General features: G+C 49.6%; 19 protein-coding genes. 8 read left to right on the top strand and 11 right to left on the bottom strand.

Going from position 1 to position 17,228, the window contains the following annotated elements; translation table 11 throughout:
- Nucleotides 1-100 precede the first annotated feature (100 nt).
- Together A7975_RS16110 and A7975_RS16115 are read right to left on the bottom strand one after the other, a co-directional pair.
- Nucleotides 101-655, bottom strand: a complete 555-nt coding sequence (locus A7975_RS16110) for a hypothetical protein (RefSeq protein ID WP_065385742.1) — start codon at nucleotides 653-655, stop codon at nucleotides 101-103.
- A complete protein-coding gene (locus A7975_RS16115; protein ID WP_141680309.1) occupies nucleotides 652-1,464 on the bottom strand; it encodes a hypothetical protein in 813 nt (270 codons plus the stop codon). Before A7975_RS16115 ends, A7975_RS16110 begins: the two co-directional genes overlap by 4 nt.
- Before the next feature lie 190 nt (nucleotides 1,465-1,654).
- Between A7975_RS16115 and A7975_RS16120 the strand changes: the two genes are divergently transcribed.
- Nucleotides 1,655-2,692, top strand: coding sequence for a glycosyltransferase family 2 protein (locus tag A7975_RS16120; protein ID WP_065385744.1), 1,038 nt, complete (start codon nucleotides 1,655-1,657; stop codon nucleotides 2,690-2,692).
- A gap of 166 nt (nucleotides 2,693-2,858) precedes the next feature.
- Here A7975_RS16120 and A7975_RS16125 read toward each other — a convergent pair whose 3' ends face one another.
- The 3 genes from A7975_RS16125 to A7975_RS16135 form a co-directional block, all read right to left on the bottom strand.
- A complete protein-coding gene (locus A7975_RS16125; protein WP_065385745.1) occupies nucleotides 2,859-3,212 on the bottom strand; it encodes a helix-turn-helix domain-containing protein in 354 nt (117 codons plus the stop codon).
- 219 nt (nucleotides 3,213-3,431) lie between these two features.
- Nucleotides 3,432-4,478 carry an anthranilate phosphoribosyltransferase gene (locus A7975_RS16130; protein ID WP_065385925.1) on the bottom strand — a complete coding sequence of 349 codons (1,047 nt, stop codon included), beginning with the start codon at nucleotides 4,476-4,478 and terminating at the stop codon, nucleotides 3,432-3,434.
- Between the two features lie 15 nt (nucleotides 4,479-4,493).
- Nucleotides 4,494-5,111, bottom strand: a complete 618-nt coding sequence (locus A7975_RS16135) for an ANTAR domain-containing response regulator (RefSeq protein WP_065385746.1) — start codon at nucleotides 5,109-5,111, stop codon at nucleotides 4,494-4,496.
- Between the two features lie 335 nt (nucleotides 5,112-5,446).
- On the opposite strand from A7975_RS16135, the gene nirB reads away from it, so the two are divergent.
- The 5 genes from nirB to A7975_RS16160 all read left to right on the top strand — a co-directional run bounded on the left by nirB (nucleotide 5,447) and on the right by A7975_RS16160 (nucleotide 10,935).
- Nucleotides 5,447-7,888 (top strand): nitrite reductase large subunit NirB, encoded by a 2,442-nt coding sequence (gene nirB / locus A7975_RS16140; RefSeq protein ID WP_065385747.1) that lies wholly within the window; start codon nucleotides 5,447-5,449, stop codon nucleotides 7,886-7,888.
- A gap of 20 nt (nucleotides 7,889-7,908) precedes the next feature.
- Nucleotides 7,909-8,223, top strand: a complete 315-nt coding sequence (gene nirD / locus A7975_RS16145) for a nitrite reductase small subunit NirD (protein WP_053372460.1) — start codon at nucleotides 7,909-7,911, stop codon at nucleotides 8,221-8,223.
- A 13-nt stretch (nucleotides 8,224-8,236) separates the two neighbouring features.
- The gene (locus A7975_RS16150) at nucleotides 8,237-9,103 is read left to right on the top strand and encodes a formate/nitrite transporter family protein (protein ID WP_053372461.1); all 867 of its coding nucleotides are present in this window, start codon (nucleotides 8,237-8,239) and stop codon (nucleotides 9,101-9,103) included.
- Nucleotides 9,100-9,876, top strand: coding sequence for a uroporphyrinogen-III C-methyltransferase (gene cobA / locus A7975_RS16155; RefSeq protein ID WP_065385748.1), 777 nt, complete (start codon nucleotides 9,100-9,102; stop codon nucleotides 9,874-9,876). The genes A7975_RS16150 and cobA overlap by 4 nt, the downstream gene beginning before the upstream one ends.
- 105 nt (nucleotides 9,877-9,981) lie before the next feature.
- A complete protein-coding gene (locus tag A7975_RS16160; RefSeq protein ID WP_141680310.1) occupies nucleotides 9,982-10,935 on the top strand; it encodes a TRM11 family SAM-dependent methyltransferase in 954 nt (317 codons plus the stop codon).
- A 14-nt stretch (nucleotides 10,936-10,949) separates the two neighbouring features.
- Here the strand turns inward: A7975_RS16160 and A7975_RS16165 are convergent, their stop codons facing one another.
- Together A7975_RS16165 and A7975_RS16170 are read right to left on the bottom strand one after the other, a co-directional pair.
- The gene (locus A7975_RS16165) at nucleotides 10,950-11,744 is read right to left on the bottom strand and encodes an alpha/beta hydrolase (protein ID WP_065385927.1); all 795 of its coding nucleotides are present in this window, start codon (nucleotides 11,742-11,744) and stop codon (nucleotides 10,950-10,952) included.
- Nucleotides 11,745-11,883: 139 nt separating this feature from the next.
- Nucleotides 11,884-12,348, bottom strand: coding sequence for a divergent PAP2 family protein (locus tag A7975_RS16170; protein ID WP_053372464.1), 465 nt, complete (start codon nucleotides 12,346-12,348; stop codon nucleotides 11,884-11,886).
- A 229-nt stretch (nucleotides 12,349-12,577) separates the two neighbouring features.
- Between A7975_RS16170 and A7975_RS16175 the strand changes: the two genes are divergently transcribed.
- Both A7975_RS16175 and A7975_RS16180 read left to right on the top strand, forming a co-directional pair.
- Nucleotides 12,578-13,276 carry a Crp/Fnr family transcriptional regulator gene (locus A7975_RS16175; RefSeq protein ID WP_065385749.1) on the top strand — a complete coding sequence of 233 codons (699 nt, stop codon included), beginning with the start codon at nucleotides 12,578-12,580 and terminating at the stop codon, nucleotides 13,274-13,276.
- 27 nt (nucleotides 13,277-13,303) lie between these two features.
- Entirely contained in the window at nucleotides 13,304-13,732 is a 429-nt protein-coding gene (locus A7975_RS16180) for a DMT family transporter (RefSeq protein WP_065385750.1), read from the top strand.
- Nucleotides 13,733-13,743: 11 nt separating this feature from the next.
- Here A7975_RS16180 and A7975_RS16185 read toward each other — a convergent pair whose 3' ends face one another.
- The 4 genes from A7975_RS16185 to A7975_RS16200 all read right to left on the bottom strand — a co-directional run bounded on the left by A7975_RS16185 (nucleotide 13,744) and on the right by A7975_RS16200 (nucleotide 17,225).
- Nucleotides 13,744-14,583, bottom strand: coding sequence for an MBL fold metallo-hydrolase (locus A7975_RS16185; RefSeq protein ID WP_065385751.1), 840 nt, complete (start codon nucleotides 14,581-14,583; stop codon nucleotides 13,744-13,746).
- A 6-nt stretch (nucleotides 14,584-14,589) separates the two neighbouring features.
- A complete protein-coding gene (locus A7975_RS16190) occupies nucleotides 14,590-15,351 on the bottom strand; it encodes an ABC transporter permease (protein WP_053372468.1) in 762 nt (253 codons plus the stop codon).
- Nucleotides 15,339-16,091, bottom strand: a complete 753-nt coding sequence (locus A7975_RS16195; protein ID WP_065385752.1) for an ABC transporter ATP-binding protein — start codon at nucleotides 16,089-16,091, stop codon at nucleotides 15,339-15,341. The genes A7975_RS16190 and A7975_RS16195 overlap by 13 nt, the downstream gene beginning before the upstream one ends.
- Before the next feature lie 153 nt (nucleotides 16,092-16,244).
- On the bottom strand, nucleotides 16,245-17,225 hold the full coding sequence (locus tag A7975_RS16200; RefSeq protein WP_082198216.1) for a siderophore ABC transporter substrate-binding protein: 981 nt from the start codon (nucleotides 17,223-17,225) through the stop codon (nucleotides 16,245-16,247).
- Nucleotides 17,226-17,228 lie beyond the last annotated feature (3 nt).

The following is a 17,228-nucleotide window of genomic DNA, read 5'->3' on the forward strand; positions in this document are numbered from 1 at the left end:
AAAAAAACGGCGGCTCTTATGCCATCTCTGGCGCCAATTGTCCTTTTTAATTATAGCTGTATTTTAGATTATAATTTAAATCTTCGGTAACCATATTTATTTATTTTTTTGAAAAGCGGAACGGCAGCCGAACAAAATGCAGCTCGGCAATGAATGAAAAGAGTGCTAAAAGGATGAATAGAGAAATCCAGCTTTTGTCCAGATTCAATAGAAAAGGATAAAAGATAAGCTGCGCAGCCAATATCACCATATATAAGCATTTGCGGCTTCGGACAGAATCCAGCAATATCTCCTGCCCATCCTGCTTTGCCAGCAAGCCAAGCCCTTCAAAAACCAAGTAGGCAAGCACGACATGAAGGCCCAGAAGCGCTTGCGCATATAGTTGTTGCTGGATTGGAACTGCGGTAAAATCCGATAAGAATATGCCAGTATGGATCAACGCATTCGGCATAGAAACAACTACCAGAACAATCGCGATCCATTTTGCTTTGTTGAAAACGGGCTGATAGGTGCTCATTGCATGCAGCGCTGACGCTATCATCATATAGCCTATGAAATCGGGGAGTATGTCAACATAGCCGATGCGAATATCCAAAAAGGCAATGACCAGCCCCCATCTAAGCCGCCTGAGCGCGCTATTCAAAGAGGTTTTCAATGAAGCGCACCTCCCGTTCGGACTAATCGCTTGACCTGGCTTTCACTCAAGTTGAAGTTATTATTAATTGGAATCCGCTCAACAATAGCTCCGCCCTCTTCCGTCTGGAAGTAAAGCGTAATGGCAGGCTTGTAAAATACAAGCGCAGCTGGCTCATCGTCCGGATAGGACCATTGATACTCGAACGATAAGATTCTCCCTTGCGAGAATTTCGCAGGAAAAAGATACGAATCGACAGGCTGCCCCGACAAGTTAAGCTTAAACCACGGCTTCAAGCTGTCGCTGTATTCTATTTTTTCTAAAGCAGCAGACCTTGTTAATTTCACAAAATAGCTTCCAGCCCCCGTACTGGATGATCCCATTGAGGAAAAATCCAGCAAGCCTCCCCCGCTGCTCTCCACGACATTAATCTCGCCAATCGGAACCTTTCGAGGCTGTCCTTTATTATAAAAAACGGTTATTTCCTTGATCGTAAGCGGCGCCGCGATCTGCTGGCCAGCCTCAGCCGGCATCCATTCTGCTGCAGCCCTCATTAACGTTTGATATTGATATCTGCTGCGTTCATCAACCGCGAACCGAAGCTGCGGCAGCTCCTCTACTTGAACATTTATGATCTTCTTGTCCGCATTATTATTTTCCAAAAAATGTAGTTCTATCAATTCGCCCTGAATGCTTCTAATCGAAATTTCATGCTTCAAAAACAGCGGCTCCGCTAATTGCATGCTCTGAAAGTAAATTACATTACCGACCCAGCTGCCCACAACCAATAACAAAACGGCCGGCCATAACATTTTCCCCTTAAACTTCAAACCTCCCTCCCCTTCCCCATTTTTCCATATTACCACTTTTTTAACTGTTGTTGCTTCCATATCATTCATTAAGCTCTACGTAAAAATAACGATTTGTTCTTTATAACGAATGTGATATGATCAGTTTAAAGCTAGACTTGTAAGCGCTATTCATCTATTCATTAACGATCATACTTGGGGTGAGATGTGCATGGGCTATGCCATTAGTGTAATCGTGCCTATTTTTAATGCTGAAAGATGGCTGCTCCGATGCCTGCACCGCATCCTTCACCAGCCATTCCGTAACATAGAGGTGCTGCTTATTAATGACGGCTCCACGGATCGCAGCGGCGTCATTTGTGATGAATTCGCTGCTGCAGACGCTAGAATAAGAGTGATTCATAAACCCAACAGCGGAACAAGCAGCGCTAAAAACGTGGGCATCAAAGCTTCCAGCGGCAAATATATTGCCTTTCTCGATGCCGATGATGAGATTGATGAGTTATTTTTCGTTAAGCTTTACGCCACTGCGGAGGAGCATGGCTGCGAAGTCGTAATCAGCGGATACAGGACCGTTCCGACTGGGCTCAGCGTATCTCCGCATTACAAGCTCCATTCGCTTATAAGCGGGAAAGACCTCATTTTAAGCGCGGCAGCCGTTCATACCGGAAATGATTTATGTTTTGCCTGGCGAAGCTTATTTTTGCGGGAATCGCTTAATCGAAACGGCATTACGTTCCATGAGGGGCTGACGATTGGGGAGGATACGATCTTTCATCTTGAAGCGCTGCTAACTGCCGATCGCGCATACGCGCTCCCTGATATTTTATATTTCTACACCGTCAACAATATGGACAGTCTAATGAGCTCTCTCTACAAGCCTTATTTGGAGAGAAGCTTAATTCTTCAATATGAGCTAAGGAAACAACTGTCCGAGACCTTTGGCTTATGTGCCCATGATCATTATCGGAAAGACATGGCCGCATACCATATAGCGTCCATTTACAGCATGTTGATCCGCAATTTCAAAAATAGTCCCGTCCCCGCTACGAAAGAGGATATCGCAAGAATCCTTCATCTCGAGATGATCACGGACAGCACGAAGGTACTGGGCTATCAATACAAATGCAGCAGCTTAAAAGAGTACCTCTATTATTTGTCGATTAAATCCAAGCTTGCTGCCGTACTCTACAGCTGGGAATTTCGCGCACCGTTTATTCACGGCATCATTGGCGCACTAAGAAGGTGATACAGGAACCCGCACAAAAGAATAGGAATACTACAGGCAATGAGTATAGCGACTACGACAACTTTACTTTTTATTTGCTCCCTCATCATATCCTCCACTTCTCATATATCGGTTCCTTCATAGACGAATGATCAGGGAGCTTTGTTGCGCCTATATCAAAGCTTCTTTATTGCATTACATCCCCGAAGACATATTCCCGTCTAGCGCTTGCTGCTTCATTAATCCAGTCTGCCAAACCACTCTTGCTAATAAATATGTCACTGCCAACTTTAAAATAAGGAAACATCTTGCCCGAAAAAGATCCGCTGTTTTGAAGCTTGCTTTGCTCAGCATTAATAATAAGGTTCACTTGCTTTTCGGATAAATCCAAGTATGCTGCTGCCTGTTCAATATTAAGGATCTCGCCTGGTGCTTGCTCCGTGATTTGTCCTTCATGGTTAGCAATTATCGTACAGCCCGCTATAATAGAAACACCTAAGATGAGAGCCGAAATAATGATCGATAATGAATTAAATTTCACTCAAATCCTCCTTCAACCCTACCGATTTACTCAATCGCGATAAAATGCACATCCAAACCATCTTATCACAAGGCTCTTTTTTGTGGAATACATGTTAATATTTAGGACACTTTTCCCTTTATGCAGGCTATCTCTACGCAAAACAAAACCCGTATCCCACAACAAAGCGGAATACGGTTTACCGGGTTACTATTAAACAACGTAATTGCCATTCGCCTGTTATGTGGTGCGACAAGGCAGCGCCGCTTCGCTTCGCATCGCGCTTTGCCATTTGCGGTAAAGCTCCCATGCGGCCCCGCTATCGAGCAAAGCCTTGCAAATATACAGCCCTTCCTCCACCGAGTCGGCCTTCTCAGCCAATTGCAGTCTGACAGCTGCATTAAGCAGCACCTGATTGACGAATGCGAGATGTCCGCTCCCTTGCAGGACGGACTCCGAAACACGAAGCTGCTCGGTCGCCGTCCAAACGACTTCCGGCAGGGACGTCTCTAGACCATAAGCATCCGGATCGATCATGCTTAGATGCGACTCTCCGTTTTCCACGAAATAGGTCCGGGTCGGCCTCTCGATGAACAGGTCCTCGGAGCCTTCCGCCCCTTGCACGATAAGCGCTTTTTTGTATTGCAAATTGCCCGCTAATTTTGCCATGCGCTCGAACACCGTATTATGATATACCCCAAATATTAAATAGGGAGAATGGGCAAAATCGATCAGCTTCTCGGCCGTATTCAGCACCGTTCGCATGCCCAGCTCGATCCGAATGGAACGAAGAGCTTTAAGCGGCGGGCACCATTCCTCCGTCGGAACGTACAGCACTCCCGTACCCGCAGCCGCTTGAACAATCTGGTCTTTCGATAATCGCTCCGCATCAATGCCGGATTCCTTGAGCATATCGTGCAGCGTAATTCCCCATTTTGGCGGCAAGGATGCCGCTCCGTGCAGCGTAATGGGCAGGCCGGCGGCAGCAAGAAGGAAAGCCGTTGGAAATGTGGCGTAAAATGATTTTTTTCGGCCGTCATAGGGACCGGCGCAGTCGAGCCCTTGCTGGATCAGCTCGCGATAAGCATGCTTCCTGCATACAGCTACGAAAGCTTCGATTTCCTCGACGCTTTCCATCTTTATTCGTTCTGCGATAAAAAATGCGCCGATTTGCGCCGGGGTTGCCTTTAGCTCCAAAATGGCATGGGCTGCCAGCAGCGCTTCATCATACCCAAGGTCGCGCGCTCCCCTTTTGCCGCGTCCGACTTCCTTTAACAGGTTGATCATCATCGCAAAGCCCCCTTATTTTTGATCCTGAAGTATTTGGTAAACCTTCACGATTGATGTTGCCACATCAACCATCCGCTTGCGCTCATTCATCGCCTGCTTTCGCAGCACGTCATACGCTTCCGCTTCGGAAATGTTTTTAATTTTGCACAAAATCCCCTTTGCCATATCGATCCACTTCCGCTCCTCAAGCCGCTCTTCCAGCTGCTTGCGCTCATTCATCCATTGCAGCCTCTCGAAGCATTGCTTAGAGCCAAAATGCAGCGCCCAGTGCAGCTCCTGCTCGCTCATCGAAGGTGTTAAAATGCCATCAACAGGCACGTCATCCTCACAAAATGCGGCCGATAAAGAAGCTGTCGCGGCGCTGCACCACCAGAGCATCGGGACCGTCTTTTGCTTCAGCAGCCTTGTTCCCCATTGCTTCGCCTCATTGAGCGGCAAATGAAGGATTACGGCATCCGTGCTGCCCATGTGTAGAACGGCTTTCTTCTCATCCGCCGTACGAAGGACTTGATACCCGTAGCACTCAAGCAAATATTTTGGCGTTTGTTTCTTCGAAAGCTGATCCGGCAGAGGGACCGCCGCCGCCACCTCGTTTGCTGTACGTTGATCGATCACCAACAAAGAACGCATGTAGAAGCGCCCCCTCCTATTCGACTTCGTTTGTTCATTGTGCACAAGTCGATCTATTTGTCATTATATATAACATAAAAACCTTAAAAATGTCATCACACAAGTTTTTCGTATTTTTGTGTTAAGTATATTGACACGAACTTCAGCCGCATTGTATATTAGCGTTATCAAAATCATATCATTCACGAATACAACGATGTATTCGTTTGAAGCGGCAAAGAAGCCTGCTTTCGTTTTCATGGGAGACGTACGTTCTCCTATGAAACGAGGCAGGCTTTTCTTATTTTCCCATAGCCAAAAGATAAACTTAGACAGATCGAGAGGAGAGAAATACAATGAGTATAGCAAAGAAGAAGCTAGTCCTTATCGGCAACGGCATGGCGGGGGTGCGGGCAATCGAGCATCTCTTGAAGCTTTCACCGGATACCTATGACATTACAATCTTCGGCGCTGAGCCGCATCCCAACTATAATCGAATTATGCTTTCATCCGTCTTGGCAGGCGGTGCAGATATGCAGGAAATTATCATTAACGACTGGGATTGGTACAAACAAAATAATATAGCCTTGCACACGGGCAACAAGGTAACGAACATTGATACGGAGCGCAAAAAGGTCATCTCTGAGCTAGGCATTGAAGTTGATTATGACGCCATCATCGTCGCTACCGGCTCCAACCCGTTCATGCTGCCGCTTCCCGGCGCAGACAAGGAAGGCGTCATTGCCTTCCGCGATATCCATGACTGCGAAGTGATGTTAAGCGCATCCCAAACTTATAAAAAAGCAGTCGTCATCGGCGGCGGCTTGCTCGGGCTGGAAGCTGCCCGCGGTCTCCTCCATCTCGGAATGGAAGTGAACGTCGTCCATATACACAGCTACCTGATGGAGCGTCAATTAGATGAAGCTGCATCAAAAATGCTGCAGCGCGAGCTGGAAGCGCAAGGCATGCAATTTCTGCTGCAAAAAAATACGGCTTCCATTAAGGGCAAGCGCCGTGCTGCCGGACTCGCCTTCACGGACGGTACCGAAGTAGATGGCGATTTGGTCGTAATGGCCGTTGGCATTAGGCCTAACATAACGCTCGCTAAGGCGGCAGGCATCGAAGTCAATCGCGGCATCGTCGTAGATGATTTCATGCAAACGAGCGTGCCCGGTATTTATGCGGTCGGCGAATGCGCTGAGCACCGCGGCATTTCATACGGCCTTGTTGCGCCGCTATATGAACAAGGCGCGGTGCTCGCTAAGCATTTGGCCGGTGTGGAAACGACTGGTTATGCAGGGTCCGTCACCTCAACAAAACTAAAGGTGTCTGGCGTAGACGTGTTCTCGGCTGGCCGCTTCGTTGAAACGCCTGCTACTCGCGCCCTGAAAATGCAAGACGATTTAGCAGGCACTTACAAAAAGCTCGTCATTCAAGACGGCAAGCTGATTGGCGCCGTCCTATTCGGAGACACTTCGGACGGTGCACAATTATTCGCTTCTATTAAGAAAGGCGAATCGATAGCAGGACGCGAGAAGGAGCTGCTGCTTGGCATCCCCTCCGATCTGCTTGGCAAATCCTCCGGCGGCAATAGGCTCGAGTCGATGGCTGATGATGAAATAATCTGTGGCTGCAACGGCGTAACGAAAGGAACGATTGGCGATGCGATTACGAATAAGGGCTGCAATACGGTTAGCGCTATCAAATCCTGCACGAAAGCTTCCGCTTCCTGCGGCGGCTGTAAGCCATTAGTCGAAGGGCTCCTCCAGCTGTACGCCGGCGATGCGGCGGGCGAGCCGGTTAAAGAAGGCATCTGCGGCTGTACGACGCTCAGCCGCGATGAGATCGTCGCAGAAATTACAAGGATGGGCCTTAATTCCACCAAAGAAGTCATGAACGTGCTCGGCTGGCATAATGCTGAGGGCTGTACAAAATGCCGCCCGGCGCTTAACTATTACCTCGGCATGATCAATCCGGAGCAATACGTGGACGAGAATGAATCCCGTTTTACCAATGAACGTTATCATGCCAATATTCAGAAGGATGGCACCTACTCCGTTGTTCCGCGTATTTACGGCGGCGTGACCTCCCCTGCCGATTTGAAAAAAATCGCTGAGGTCGCCGAGAAGTTTGACGTTCCGATGGTTAAATTTACAGGCGGGCAGCGGCTCGACTTGCTTGGCGTCAAGAAAGAGGATCTCCCGAAAATTTGGGAGGAGCTCGATATGCCATCCGGCCACGCCTACGGGAAGACGCTGCGAACGGTAAAAACCTGCGTTGGCTCGACCTTTTGCCGCTTCGGCACGCAGGATGCGATCGGGATGGGCATCAAATTGGAAAAAGCGTTCGAGCGTCTGAATGCGCCCGCCAAAGTAAAGCTTGCCGTTTCCGGTTGTCCGCGCAATTGTGCGGAAGCGACGATTAAAGATTTTGGCGTAGTCGCCATCGATGGAGGCTGGGAGCTCCATGTCGGCGGCAACGGCGGAGTGAGAGTACGCGCAACTGACCTGCTCTGCATCGTCAAAACAGAGGAAGAGGTCATGGAATGGTCCTCCGCTTACTTGCAGCTTTACCGAGAGAATGCGCAGTGGAATGAGCGTACAGCTCAGTGGATCGAACGCGTTGGACTGGGTTACGTGAAGAACGCGCTTCAAAACCCTGAAGATCGCCTCGCGCTGAAGTCCCGCATCGAGAAAACGTTAAGCCTAACGAGCGATCCTTGGAAAAAAATCGTCGAATCTGACGAACTGCGCAAAAATTTCGAGCAGCTCTCCACCCCGGTGACGGCAAATCGATAACTAAAAGGAGGACAACTTTCATGACAACCAAGCTGCTTGTAGCTAATCTCAGCGATATCGACGTTCTCGGCTCCCGCCGCATCCAAGTAAACGATATCGAAATTGCTGTATTCCGATTGACCGACGGGAGCGTGCTCGCCGTGGAAAATAAATGCCCGCACAAAGGCGGGCTGCTATCGGAAGGGATGGTGTGCGGCACTGCCGTACACTGCCCTCTCCATGATTGGAAGGTCGATTTGCGCAGCGGCCGCGTGCACGAGCCTGACGATGGCTGCGTAACAACCTTCGAGACCGAAATCGACCGCGAGAGCGGGTCAATCTTTTTGAACATCTAAGGGGGATAACAAAATGGCATACGTAAAACCTGCGGAAGTATTAGAAGCCATGATTGACGCAGGAGAGGCCAAAGCGAAGCTAAACGCCTTTCAAATGGTTATTCGTGGTTTTTTAGGAGGCGCTATTTTAGCTTTTGCTACAACACTCGCCTTCACGGCTGTCAGCCAAACCTCTATCAATCTGGTAGGCGCCCTTATCTTTCCCGTAGGCTTCGTAATGATCGTTCTGCTTGGCCTCGAGCTTGTGACCGGCAGCTTTGCATTGATCCCCTTATCGGTCATCAAGCGCAAAACGACGATTTCCCGTATGCTTGCAAGCTACGGCTGGGCGATTGTTGGCCATTTGCTCGGCTGTATGCTTTACGCGATTCTGTACGGCTTGACCGTAACGAAGATGGGAACGGATATGGGCAATCCGCTTGCTCAAATGCTTATTCAAATTAGCGAAGCCAAAACACTCGGTTATCAAAAAATGGGCTTTGACGGCATCATCCTCGTTACCATTAAGGCTGTGCTCTGCAACTGGATGGTAACGCTCGGAGTCGTACTTGCATTTACATCCAAATCTACCGCCGGCAAAATAGCAGCGATGTGGCTGCCGATCCTGACGTTCTTCGCTCAAGGCTTCGAGCATGCCGTCGTCAATATGTTCGTCATTCCGGCAGGCATGCTGCTTGGCGCCGATGTAACGATGGCGGACTGGTGGCTGTGGAACCAAATTCCGGTCCTTCTCGGCAACTTTGTCGGCGGCGCATTGTTTACTGGCGTGCTGCTCTACTTGTCTCATTCAAAATCCCCTCTCATTGAGGTTTCTTCGGAGCAAGCGAAATCGTTATTGGACATGAAGGCGGCAAAATCAGCCAAAAGGAGCAGCCTATGAGAGAGAGCGCATCCGGCAAGGTCTTTATTGTTGGCGCAGGCCCTGGCGACCCCGAGCTTATTACGATCAAAGCGATGCGGCGCATTGAGCAAGCTGACGTTATCTTGTATGACCGTCTCATCAACAAGGAGCTGCTTGGCTACGCCAGCTCGCATGCAGAGCTTGTATACTGCGGCAAAGCGCCTGGCTCGCATGCCATGTCGCAGCAGCTTATTAATGAAGCGCTCGTCCATTATGCCCGCCAAGGCAAAACCGTCGTCCGCCTAAAGGGCGGCGACCCGCTCGTCTTTGGCAGAGGCGCGGAAGAAGCGCTGGCCCTCGCCGCGCAAGGCATCTCGTACGAAATAGTGCCTGGCATCACCTCGGCAATCGGCGCTGCTGCAGCTGCGGGCATCCCCGTTACCCATCGCGATTATGCCGCATCCTTTGCTTGTGTGACCGGCAGCCGCTGCCATGGCGATAAGATGGCCATCCGCTGGGATTTGCTCGCGCATAGCGTGGATACGTTAGCGATCTATATGGGCGTCAGCGAGCTTCCCGCAATTCGAGATGAGCTGCTAAAGCACGGCAAAGCCTCCTACACTCCCGTCGCGCTAATCGAACGCGGCACGACCCCGAGCCAGCGAACGATCATCGGTACGTTAGCCGATATTCATACGCTAGCCCTGTCCATGAAGCTAAGCAATCCAGCGCTTATTATTATCGGAGAAGTCGTTTCTGTGCGAGAGCAGCTCTTGCAAGCCGAACAGCATGCGGCTGCGCTAATCGGCTAAAAAAACCGAGCGGCGGTCCCTCCATTTCCGAGCGACAGGCATTTACGCGCCATTTCACGTATAATGAAGGTTTCAGTACGTTATGGCAAAGGATGCGACTACAATTTGGAAATGAAGAAGCAAGCGCCGTTATTTATTTATACCTATGGCTATCGGTTAGAGGAGACAGAGCTTTGTCATTTAGAGATGCGGTCTTTTTTTGACAAACAAACGGATTCCGGCCTCTTGATGAGCGAAATTGCTGTTCATCCGGACCGCAGTCCCTTTATGAGAGAACGGCTTGAAACGATGTACCAAGGGGAACGCCTTGAGGATATATTGGAGCAAGTGAAGCAAATCGAATTAGGCGATTCGACGTTTAAAGTTATTTTTATTAAAATGAGTGATTTGGCGCCGGAGGATAAGATCGATTTCGACGACAAGCGTGTCATCGAACGCGAAATCGGCGTTTATATTGAAGGTGAGGCTGATGTGCACAATCCCGATTACACATTCGGCATTTTGAACTGGGGCGGACGCTGGTATTTCGGGAACTACATCAAGAGCAAAGCCGTTTGGCTTACGCAAATGACGAAGCCGCGCAGCTACTCGATAGCACTGAGCACGCGGGTAGCCCGTGCGGTAGCAAATATCGCTGTCCCGATTCCAAGCGGCAAGACCGCGATCGACCCCTGCTGCGGCATTGGCACGGTGCTCGTTGAAGCCCTATCGATGGGCATCGACATCGTCGGCCGCGACATCAATCCTTTTGTTATTCGCGGTACGCTGGAAAACTTAGCGCATTTTAATTTTAAAACGGATGTAGTATGCGGCGATATTGCCGATATTACCAGCCACTATGACGCAGCGATCTTAGATATGCCTTACAACCATTTCTCTCGCACGACGCCAGAGGATCAGCTTTCCCTACTAAGGAATGCTCGCCGCATCGCAGCCAAAGCCGTTATCATAACGGCAGATCCGATGGACGAGCTGATTGAAAGCGCAGGCTTCGCTATCCTAGATCGCTGCACGACCAGAAAGGGCAGCTTTATTAGACAAATTATCGTTTGCGCATAAGCGGGTTCAGCCTTTTAGTTGAACCCATTTAACGCAAGCCAGGAAGCACATGCAGCCGTCCAGCCATTCGTATGCTCCTCGCTCTCGGCTAGTCCCAGCCCATGGTGCCCCTTCTCATATACGTGGAGGTCAAAGCTCACTTTATGCTTGCTGAGCGCAGCGGCGAACATCAGGCTATTCTCGACGGGAACGGCTGCATCATCCGACGTATGCCATAAAAAAGTCGGCGGCGTATCTTCGGTTACATTTAGCTCGCTGCTAAGCCGCTCCCCTTGCAATACTCCCGGTTCCTTGCCTAACAAGTTATCTCTTGAGCCTTTATGCGTGAAAGGATCAGTCAGCGTTATAACGGGATAGCATAGTACAAGAAGATCAGGACGGCATGACATCCGTTCAATAACATCCTCCGCGCTCCCATTTCCTTTGTCATAGCTTGTCCCCGCATTGGACGCCAAATGTCCGCCAGCCGAGAAACCAAGCACGCCGACCTTTTTCGGATTAATGCGGAAGGAATCCGCTTTGAATCGAACCATGCGAATCGCCCTTTGTACATCCAGCAGCGCGCAAGGGTATTGATAGGGAGCCACCCTGTATCGCAGTACGAAGGCAGATATACCAAGTCCGTTCAACCACTGCGCGATAGGCTCCCCTTCATGACTCGCCCTTGCCCCATAACCGCCCCCAGGACAAATGATAATGGCGGGAGCGTTATCTCCCTCTACAAGATAAGGCGTAATGGCAGGGCAATCCTCATCCGCATTTCCAACTGCATACGGCGCTCCGTGCATCCATAATAATTGCTCCGTCATCTGCATAATCCCACTCATATCGCTGCATATAAAATGTCATCTTTCACCATTATATAACTAACGATTTGGCAAGCAAACTAAAAAAAGGGCTAGGCGTTTGACCGCTTAAACCCCATCCAGCCTATTGTCCAGCGCTTCTTTATCTTCTAGGTGCGGTTAAAGCTCCAACAAGCCCTAACAAAACACCAAGCAGCGAGCCTGCGGCAACCTCCTGCGGCTCATGCCCTAAGCTTTCTTTAAGCCGTTCGCGCCGTCGCGTATGATAAATGCCGGGATGCTTGCCCGCAAGCTTCTCTACATCCACATCCAAATCATTTACCTGCATGGCTATTTGACCTGCATGCCTGCGAATATTCATCGCGTCATACATTACGATAATGCCGAACAAAGCCGATATCGCAAATTCAGGCGTCTTTATTCCGTATTTCGTTGCTGTGTATGCTGCCAGCGCCGATACCCCGCTCGAATGCGAGCTGGGCATGCCGCCTGACCCAAACATTTGTCGTATTTCCCATCTGCCCGTTTTTGCATAATGCAATGGCAGCTTCAGCAGCTGCGCTGCACCTACCGCAGCAATCGCTGTTATAAGTCCTCTATTGGCCACAGAAATTCAACCTCCAGTCATTACTCTCCTCCTCTATTTTGCCCTGCAGATGCAAATTCATGAGTCCTTGGATCGCAGCGCAGGAAAACAAGCCGAATAGCAAGTTAAGGATAACTTATATTTTAGAATGGGACATATGTCCTTTTCACATTCGCTATCTGTTTCTAAAATAAAAAATAAGTATAATAACTGGCAGTCGCGTTACTGCTCAACAGTCGACGGAGGGACCATGAAAGCGATTCATAACGAAGAGCGCCTTGCCCGATATGCAGCCGAAAATCAGCTTAATGCCATTTTTGACGCGGCAACCATAGGGATGATGAATATTGTGGCTTACGAGAATGGAGAAGCGATCTGCTCGCCCGGTGATCAGCTTGATCATTTATTCCTCTTGGTAAAAGGAAAAATCAAAGTGTACACGACGCTTCCCAATGGAAAATCCGTGCTGCTCCGCTTCAATGAGCCGCTTGCGATCATTGGGGATATGGAGCTTATGACGGGCTTTCCAGTTCGCTGCATGGTTGAATCCGTAGGCGAAACCCATTTTATCGCGATAAAAAAAGAAGCGCTGCGCGAAACCGCCTTTCAAGATCCGCGTTTCCTTACGTTCATCATTAAGCAAATCAGCAACAAATTGCATACGGTTTCGTATGTATCCAGCCTCAATCTGCTTTATCCGGTAGAAAATCGCCTGGCAAGCTACTTGATTTCGATTATGTCAGAGGACCCCCTTTCCCCTTCGCTTGTAGAGATGAGGACGGATTTGCTGACGGACGTTGCCGAGCTGCTTGGTACCAGCTACCGCCATCTGAACCGTGTCATTACACAGCTTGCTGCTGCCGGCATCATTGAACGAAAGCGCGGCGCCATCTTTATTCGCAACGAGACTCGACTTAAAGAGCTTGCCAGCGGCAATCTTTACCGTTAATGGATGATCCACTTGGAGGGAAGAGCTATGATAGGCATTATTTATTCGCTGCTTGCCGGCGTTCTGGTCAGCATACAAGGCATTTTTAACACTAGGCTCAGCGACAAAGCCGGCTTCTGGTTTACGAACACTTGGGTGCATGGAACCGGCTTTTTGCTGTCGCTTATCGTTTTGCTTATGGTGAAGGACGGCGGCTTATCCAAGTTGTACACCGTAAACAAGCTGTACTGGCTCGGAGGCGCGTTCGGCGTTATGATCGTGTTCACCGTCATGAAAGGCATCTCAACGCTTGGTCCCGCTTATTCAGTGGCGCTGCTGCTTATTACACAGCTGCTTGTCGCTTTGATCATCGACAGCCTCGGGCTGTTCGGCGTTGATAAAGTGCCTTTATCCGCCAACAAGCTGATCGGCATTGGCATCATGATTACCGGCGTTGTCGTGTTCAAGCTCAAATAAAGCCAAGTCGGTTATTTCATATAAATAAACCGCTCGCCGGGAGCGAACATATGGAACTTCTTAGCCGGATAATGACGGTGAATATAATCAACGAAATAAGCAGGGTTCTCATCGTTGATCGAAAACATGCCAAAATGCATCGGAATGACCATATCCGCATCGATTTGCACCGCGATCTCTACCGCTTCCCGGTAATTGCAGTTGCCAACGATCCCCTGCTCATTGCGGCTGAAATCACGTCCGTTAATGGGCAGTAACGCAATGTCGATCTTCCTGCTTTTCAGCCATGTCACAAGCTCAGGAAATCCGATCGTATCGCCGGCATGATAGAGATGAATGGATTCGAAATAAGCTACGTAACCCAGAAACTTATGCTCGCCCGCCTCGTCCTGTTCAAACTGCTCATGCTTGGCTGCAAAAGCTTCAAGGCGAATTCCTCCATCCAGCTCAAGCGACTGTTCGTGGGATATTCCAATCAACTGTTCATCGCGCAAGCCCCATTCCTTCATTAAAGACAGATGAGCCTTCGGCACAATGAAGCGGGTTTTGGCAGATTGCCCGATCGCCTGCAAGGTCAGCTTGTCCATATGATCGCCATGATGATGCGAGCAGACAACATAATCGACATCCAAGCATTGCGATGGCTGAAGCGGCGATTCAAACGTGCGAATCCACTGTCCGCTCGGGTCTGATTCCCCATTGGTCAAATAGGGATCGAATAGCACCGTTTTATTGTTCCATTTGACTAGAAACCCCTCTTGCCCCAAAGCCCATAGCGCCAATGACTGCTCAGGCAGCACGGTGCTGGCAATTTGTTTCTCTAATGCAATTCCGCTGTTATATACGCTCACGTGTCATCATCCTTTTTGCTCTATATTTTGAATGCGCAGATCTTTCGTAAACCATTGGCGGTAGCTTAATAGGCTCAAAATAATGCTCGTCACGGCTGCCGAGCTCGCGAATGCGAATACGATTAAAATTTGGTAACGCACCGCTTCGATTGGGTTCGCGCCAGCGATAATCATCCCCGTCATCATGCCCGGAAGCTGCACGAGCCCCACCGTCTTCATGCCGTCGATCGTCGGAATCATGCTCGATTTCACCGAGCGCTTCATGACATCCTGAATCGCTTGCCTAGCCGTAGCCCCAAGCGACAGCATCGTCTCGATCTCGCCTCGCGAGGCGCCGACCTCTCTTCTCATTTGATTCAGAAGGAGTCCCGATACGACCATCGCGTTCCCAATCGTCATGCCGCTAATCGGGATGATATATTGGGGCGTTGCCTCAATGATTCGGAAGCCTAGCAGCAGCCCCATCATAAGCAGCTCCGTGGAGGTGATGGCGATGGCGATTTTCCAAATGATGCCCCGCAGCCCTTCGCCCCGTTTCCCCGCATTATACGAAGCGACTATAATCATCAGCAATAGAATCAACGTTATAAAGAGCGGGTTGCTCGTATTAAAAATAAACTGCAGCACATAACCAACGAGCAGCAGCTGCAAGGCAGAGCGAATCGTGCCCACCGCGATATCCCGCTCAAGCCCAAGCTTTTGCCATACGGATACAAGCATCGTAATCATCACGAAGAGCAGTGTAAAGCTTAACGCTAAGATGGACATGGCTGCTCCTTTTGCAAGGGGGACTGGATGTAGCTTCGGGCGAGCTCGGTCGATGGATTCTCGAAAAAAGCTGCGGTTTCGCTGTTTTCCAGCAGCGTCCCCTCGCCCATGAACCATACCGTCTTGCTCATTTGCCTTGCCTGTTCAAAATCATGGGTGACCATAATGATCGTTGTCCCTTCCTGATGGCACCACTCCTGCAGCACCTGCTCTACCTTTTCCTTGCTGCCCCTATCCAGCGAAGCTGTAATTTCATCGAGCAGCAGCACTGACGGATGCAGCAGCAAAGAGCGGAGCAGCGATACCCGCTGCTTCTCCCCGCCAGACAGACGGTCCGCATTTTTGCTAAGCTCCAAGTGCTCTAGTCCTAGCCGCGGCAGCAGATGCTGAACTAACTTATCCTCATACGGAATGCGGTGCAGTTGGCTGACCGTCCTCAAATTTTGTTCGATGCTCCCTTGGAGCATCACGGATTGCTGCGCGACATAACACACCTTCATCCGCCACTGCCTTGGGTCCATCTCGCGCTGTGAAACGTTATGTAAAAGGATTTTCCCTTCATCCACCTTATCCAATGAGGCAATCATACGGAGCAGCGTACTTTTCCCTTGGCCGGACACGCCAAGCAAAGCAACGATAGATGGCTCTATGATTTGTGCCGACACCCTCGAGAATAATGGAACGCCCTCTGCGTCATGGCGATTTTTGTTCACATCCTGCAGCTCTAAAACCGGATTCACGGATTGCCCTCCCTTCTGCTTTCCTTACATTATAGCTGTATTGCAGCTAATCGAAAAAGAGTATAACGAAATAGGCCAAAAAAGCCGAAGACCCGCTGCCGCTGTTGCGGAAGCAGGCCATCAGCCTTTACTGTGATACTATGCTTATTGCTGTTACTTCAAAGCGCCGTCGATTTCTTTAACCATCGCGTCTACCGAGATAAGGCCGCCGCCCGACAGATACCAGAAATCAGGGTTCAGGTACACGATGTTGCCTTCTTTGTAGGCTTTCGTGTTTTTCACGAGCTCATTTTCAACCGAATCATGGGCATTGCCTTCGCCTGCTACCACTTTGTTGCGGTCAATAACAAATAGATAGTCCGCATCTTTCTCCGCTACATATTCATAGGTTACCGGCTGGCCGTGCGTTGATACTTCAATGTTCTCATCCGCTGCCGCTACGCCAAATACATCATGAATGATGCCAAAACGCGAAGCTTTGCCGTATGCGCTGATTGCGCCTTCGTTAGCCAAAATAATAAGTCCTTTTTTGCCGCCTGCCGCCGCTTTTTCGTTCAAGGCTTTAATGGAATCGTTGATCGTTGCAAGCTCTGCTTCCGCTTCTGCCGATTTGTTGAATATTTGGCCAAGCGTCTTCACGTTTTCGGTAAATGATGGCATAAAGTTTTTATTGTCTACGCCCATAAAGATGGTTGGCGCAATTTTGCTAAGCTCGTCGTATGCGTCCGATTGGCGGCCGGAGATGATGATCAGATCAGGCGCAAGCTCGTTCACTTTCTCGAAGTCAGGCTCCTTCAAGCTGCCCGCGTTGACGTATTTAGCGTCTTTGTATTTCTCAAGGTAAGCAGGTACGCTTGCTTGCGGCAATGCTGCCACCTCTACGCCCAGTTTATCAAGCGTATCCAATGTGCCGAAGTCGAAAACAACAACCTTAGCCGGATTTACAGGAACAACCGTTTCGCCTAGCTGATGCTTAACGGTTACTTCCGTAGGCGCTGCCGCGTCCGTAGCCGCAGGCGCTTCGTTCGAAGGCGCGTTAGTCGCTCCGTTCTTTCCGCTATTATTGGCGCCGCACGCCGCGATCACCATAGCGAAGATTACTAGAATAGCCAATACAGGTAAAGATTTTTTCACTTC

The sequence above is a fragment of the Bacillus sp. FJAT-26390 genome, from assembly GCF_001682865.1.
Taxonomy (GTDB): Bacteria; Bacillota; Bacilli; order Paenibacillales; family Paenibacillaceae; genus Pristimantibacillus.

Bases quoted from the DNA above. Each gene is read 5' to 3' on its own strand.
- A7975_RS16165 (WP_065385927.1), bottom strand. From the start codon at position 11,744: ATGACGGAGCAATTATTATGGATGCACGGAGCGCCGTATGCAGTTGGA.
- nirB (WP_065385747.1), top strand. From the start codon at position 5,447: ATGAGTATAGCAAAGAAGAAGCTAGTCCTTATCGGCAACGGCATGGCG.
- A7975_RS16130 (WP_065385925.1), bottom strand. From the start codon at position 4,478: ATGATCAACCTGTTAAAGGAAGTCGGACGCGGCAAAAGGGGAGCGCGC.
- A7975_RS16175 (WP_065385749.1), top strand. From the start codon at position 12,578: ATGAAAGCGATTCATAACGAAGAGCGCCTTGCCCGATATGCAGCCGAA.
- A7975_RS16120 (WP_065385744.1), top strand. From the start codon at position 1,655: ATGGGCTATGCCATTAGTGTAATCGTGCCTATTTTTAATGCTGAAAGA.
- A7975_RS16190 (WP_053372468.1), bottom strand. From the start codon at position 15,351: ATGTCCATCTTAGCGTTAAGCTTTACACTGCTCTTCGTGATGATTACG.
- cobA (WP_065385748.1), top strand. From the start codon at position 9,100: ATGAGAGAGAGCGCATCCGGCAAGGTCTTTATTGTTGGCGCAGGCCCT.
- A7975_RS16180 (WP_065385750.1), top strand. From the start codon at position 13,304: ATGATAGGCATTATTTATTCGCTGCTTGCCGGCGTTCTGGTCAGCATA.
- nirD (WP_053372460.1), top strand. From the start codon at position 7,909: ATGACAACCAAGCTGCTTGTAGCTAATCTCAGCGATATCGACGTTCTC.
- A7975_RS16135 (WP_065385746.1), bottom strand. From the start codon at position 5,111: ATGCGTTCTTTGTTGGTGATCGATCAACGTACAGCAAACGAGGTGGCG.
- A7975_RS16150 (WP_053372461.1), top strand. From the start codon at position 8,237: ATGGCATACGTAAAACCTGCGGAAGTATTAGAAGCCATGATTGACGCA.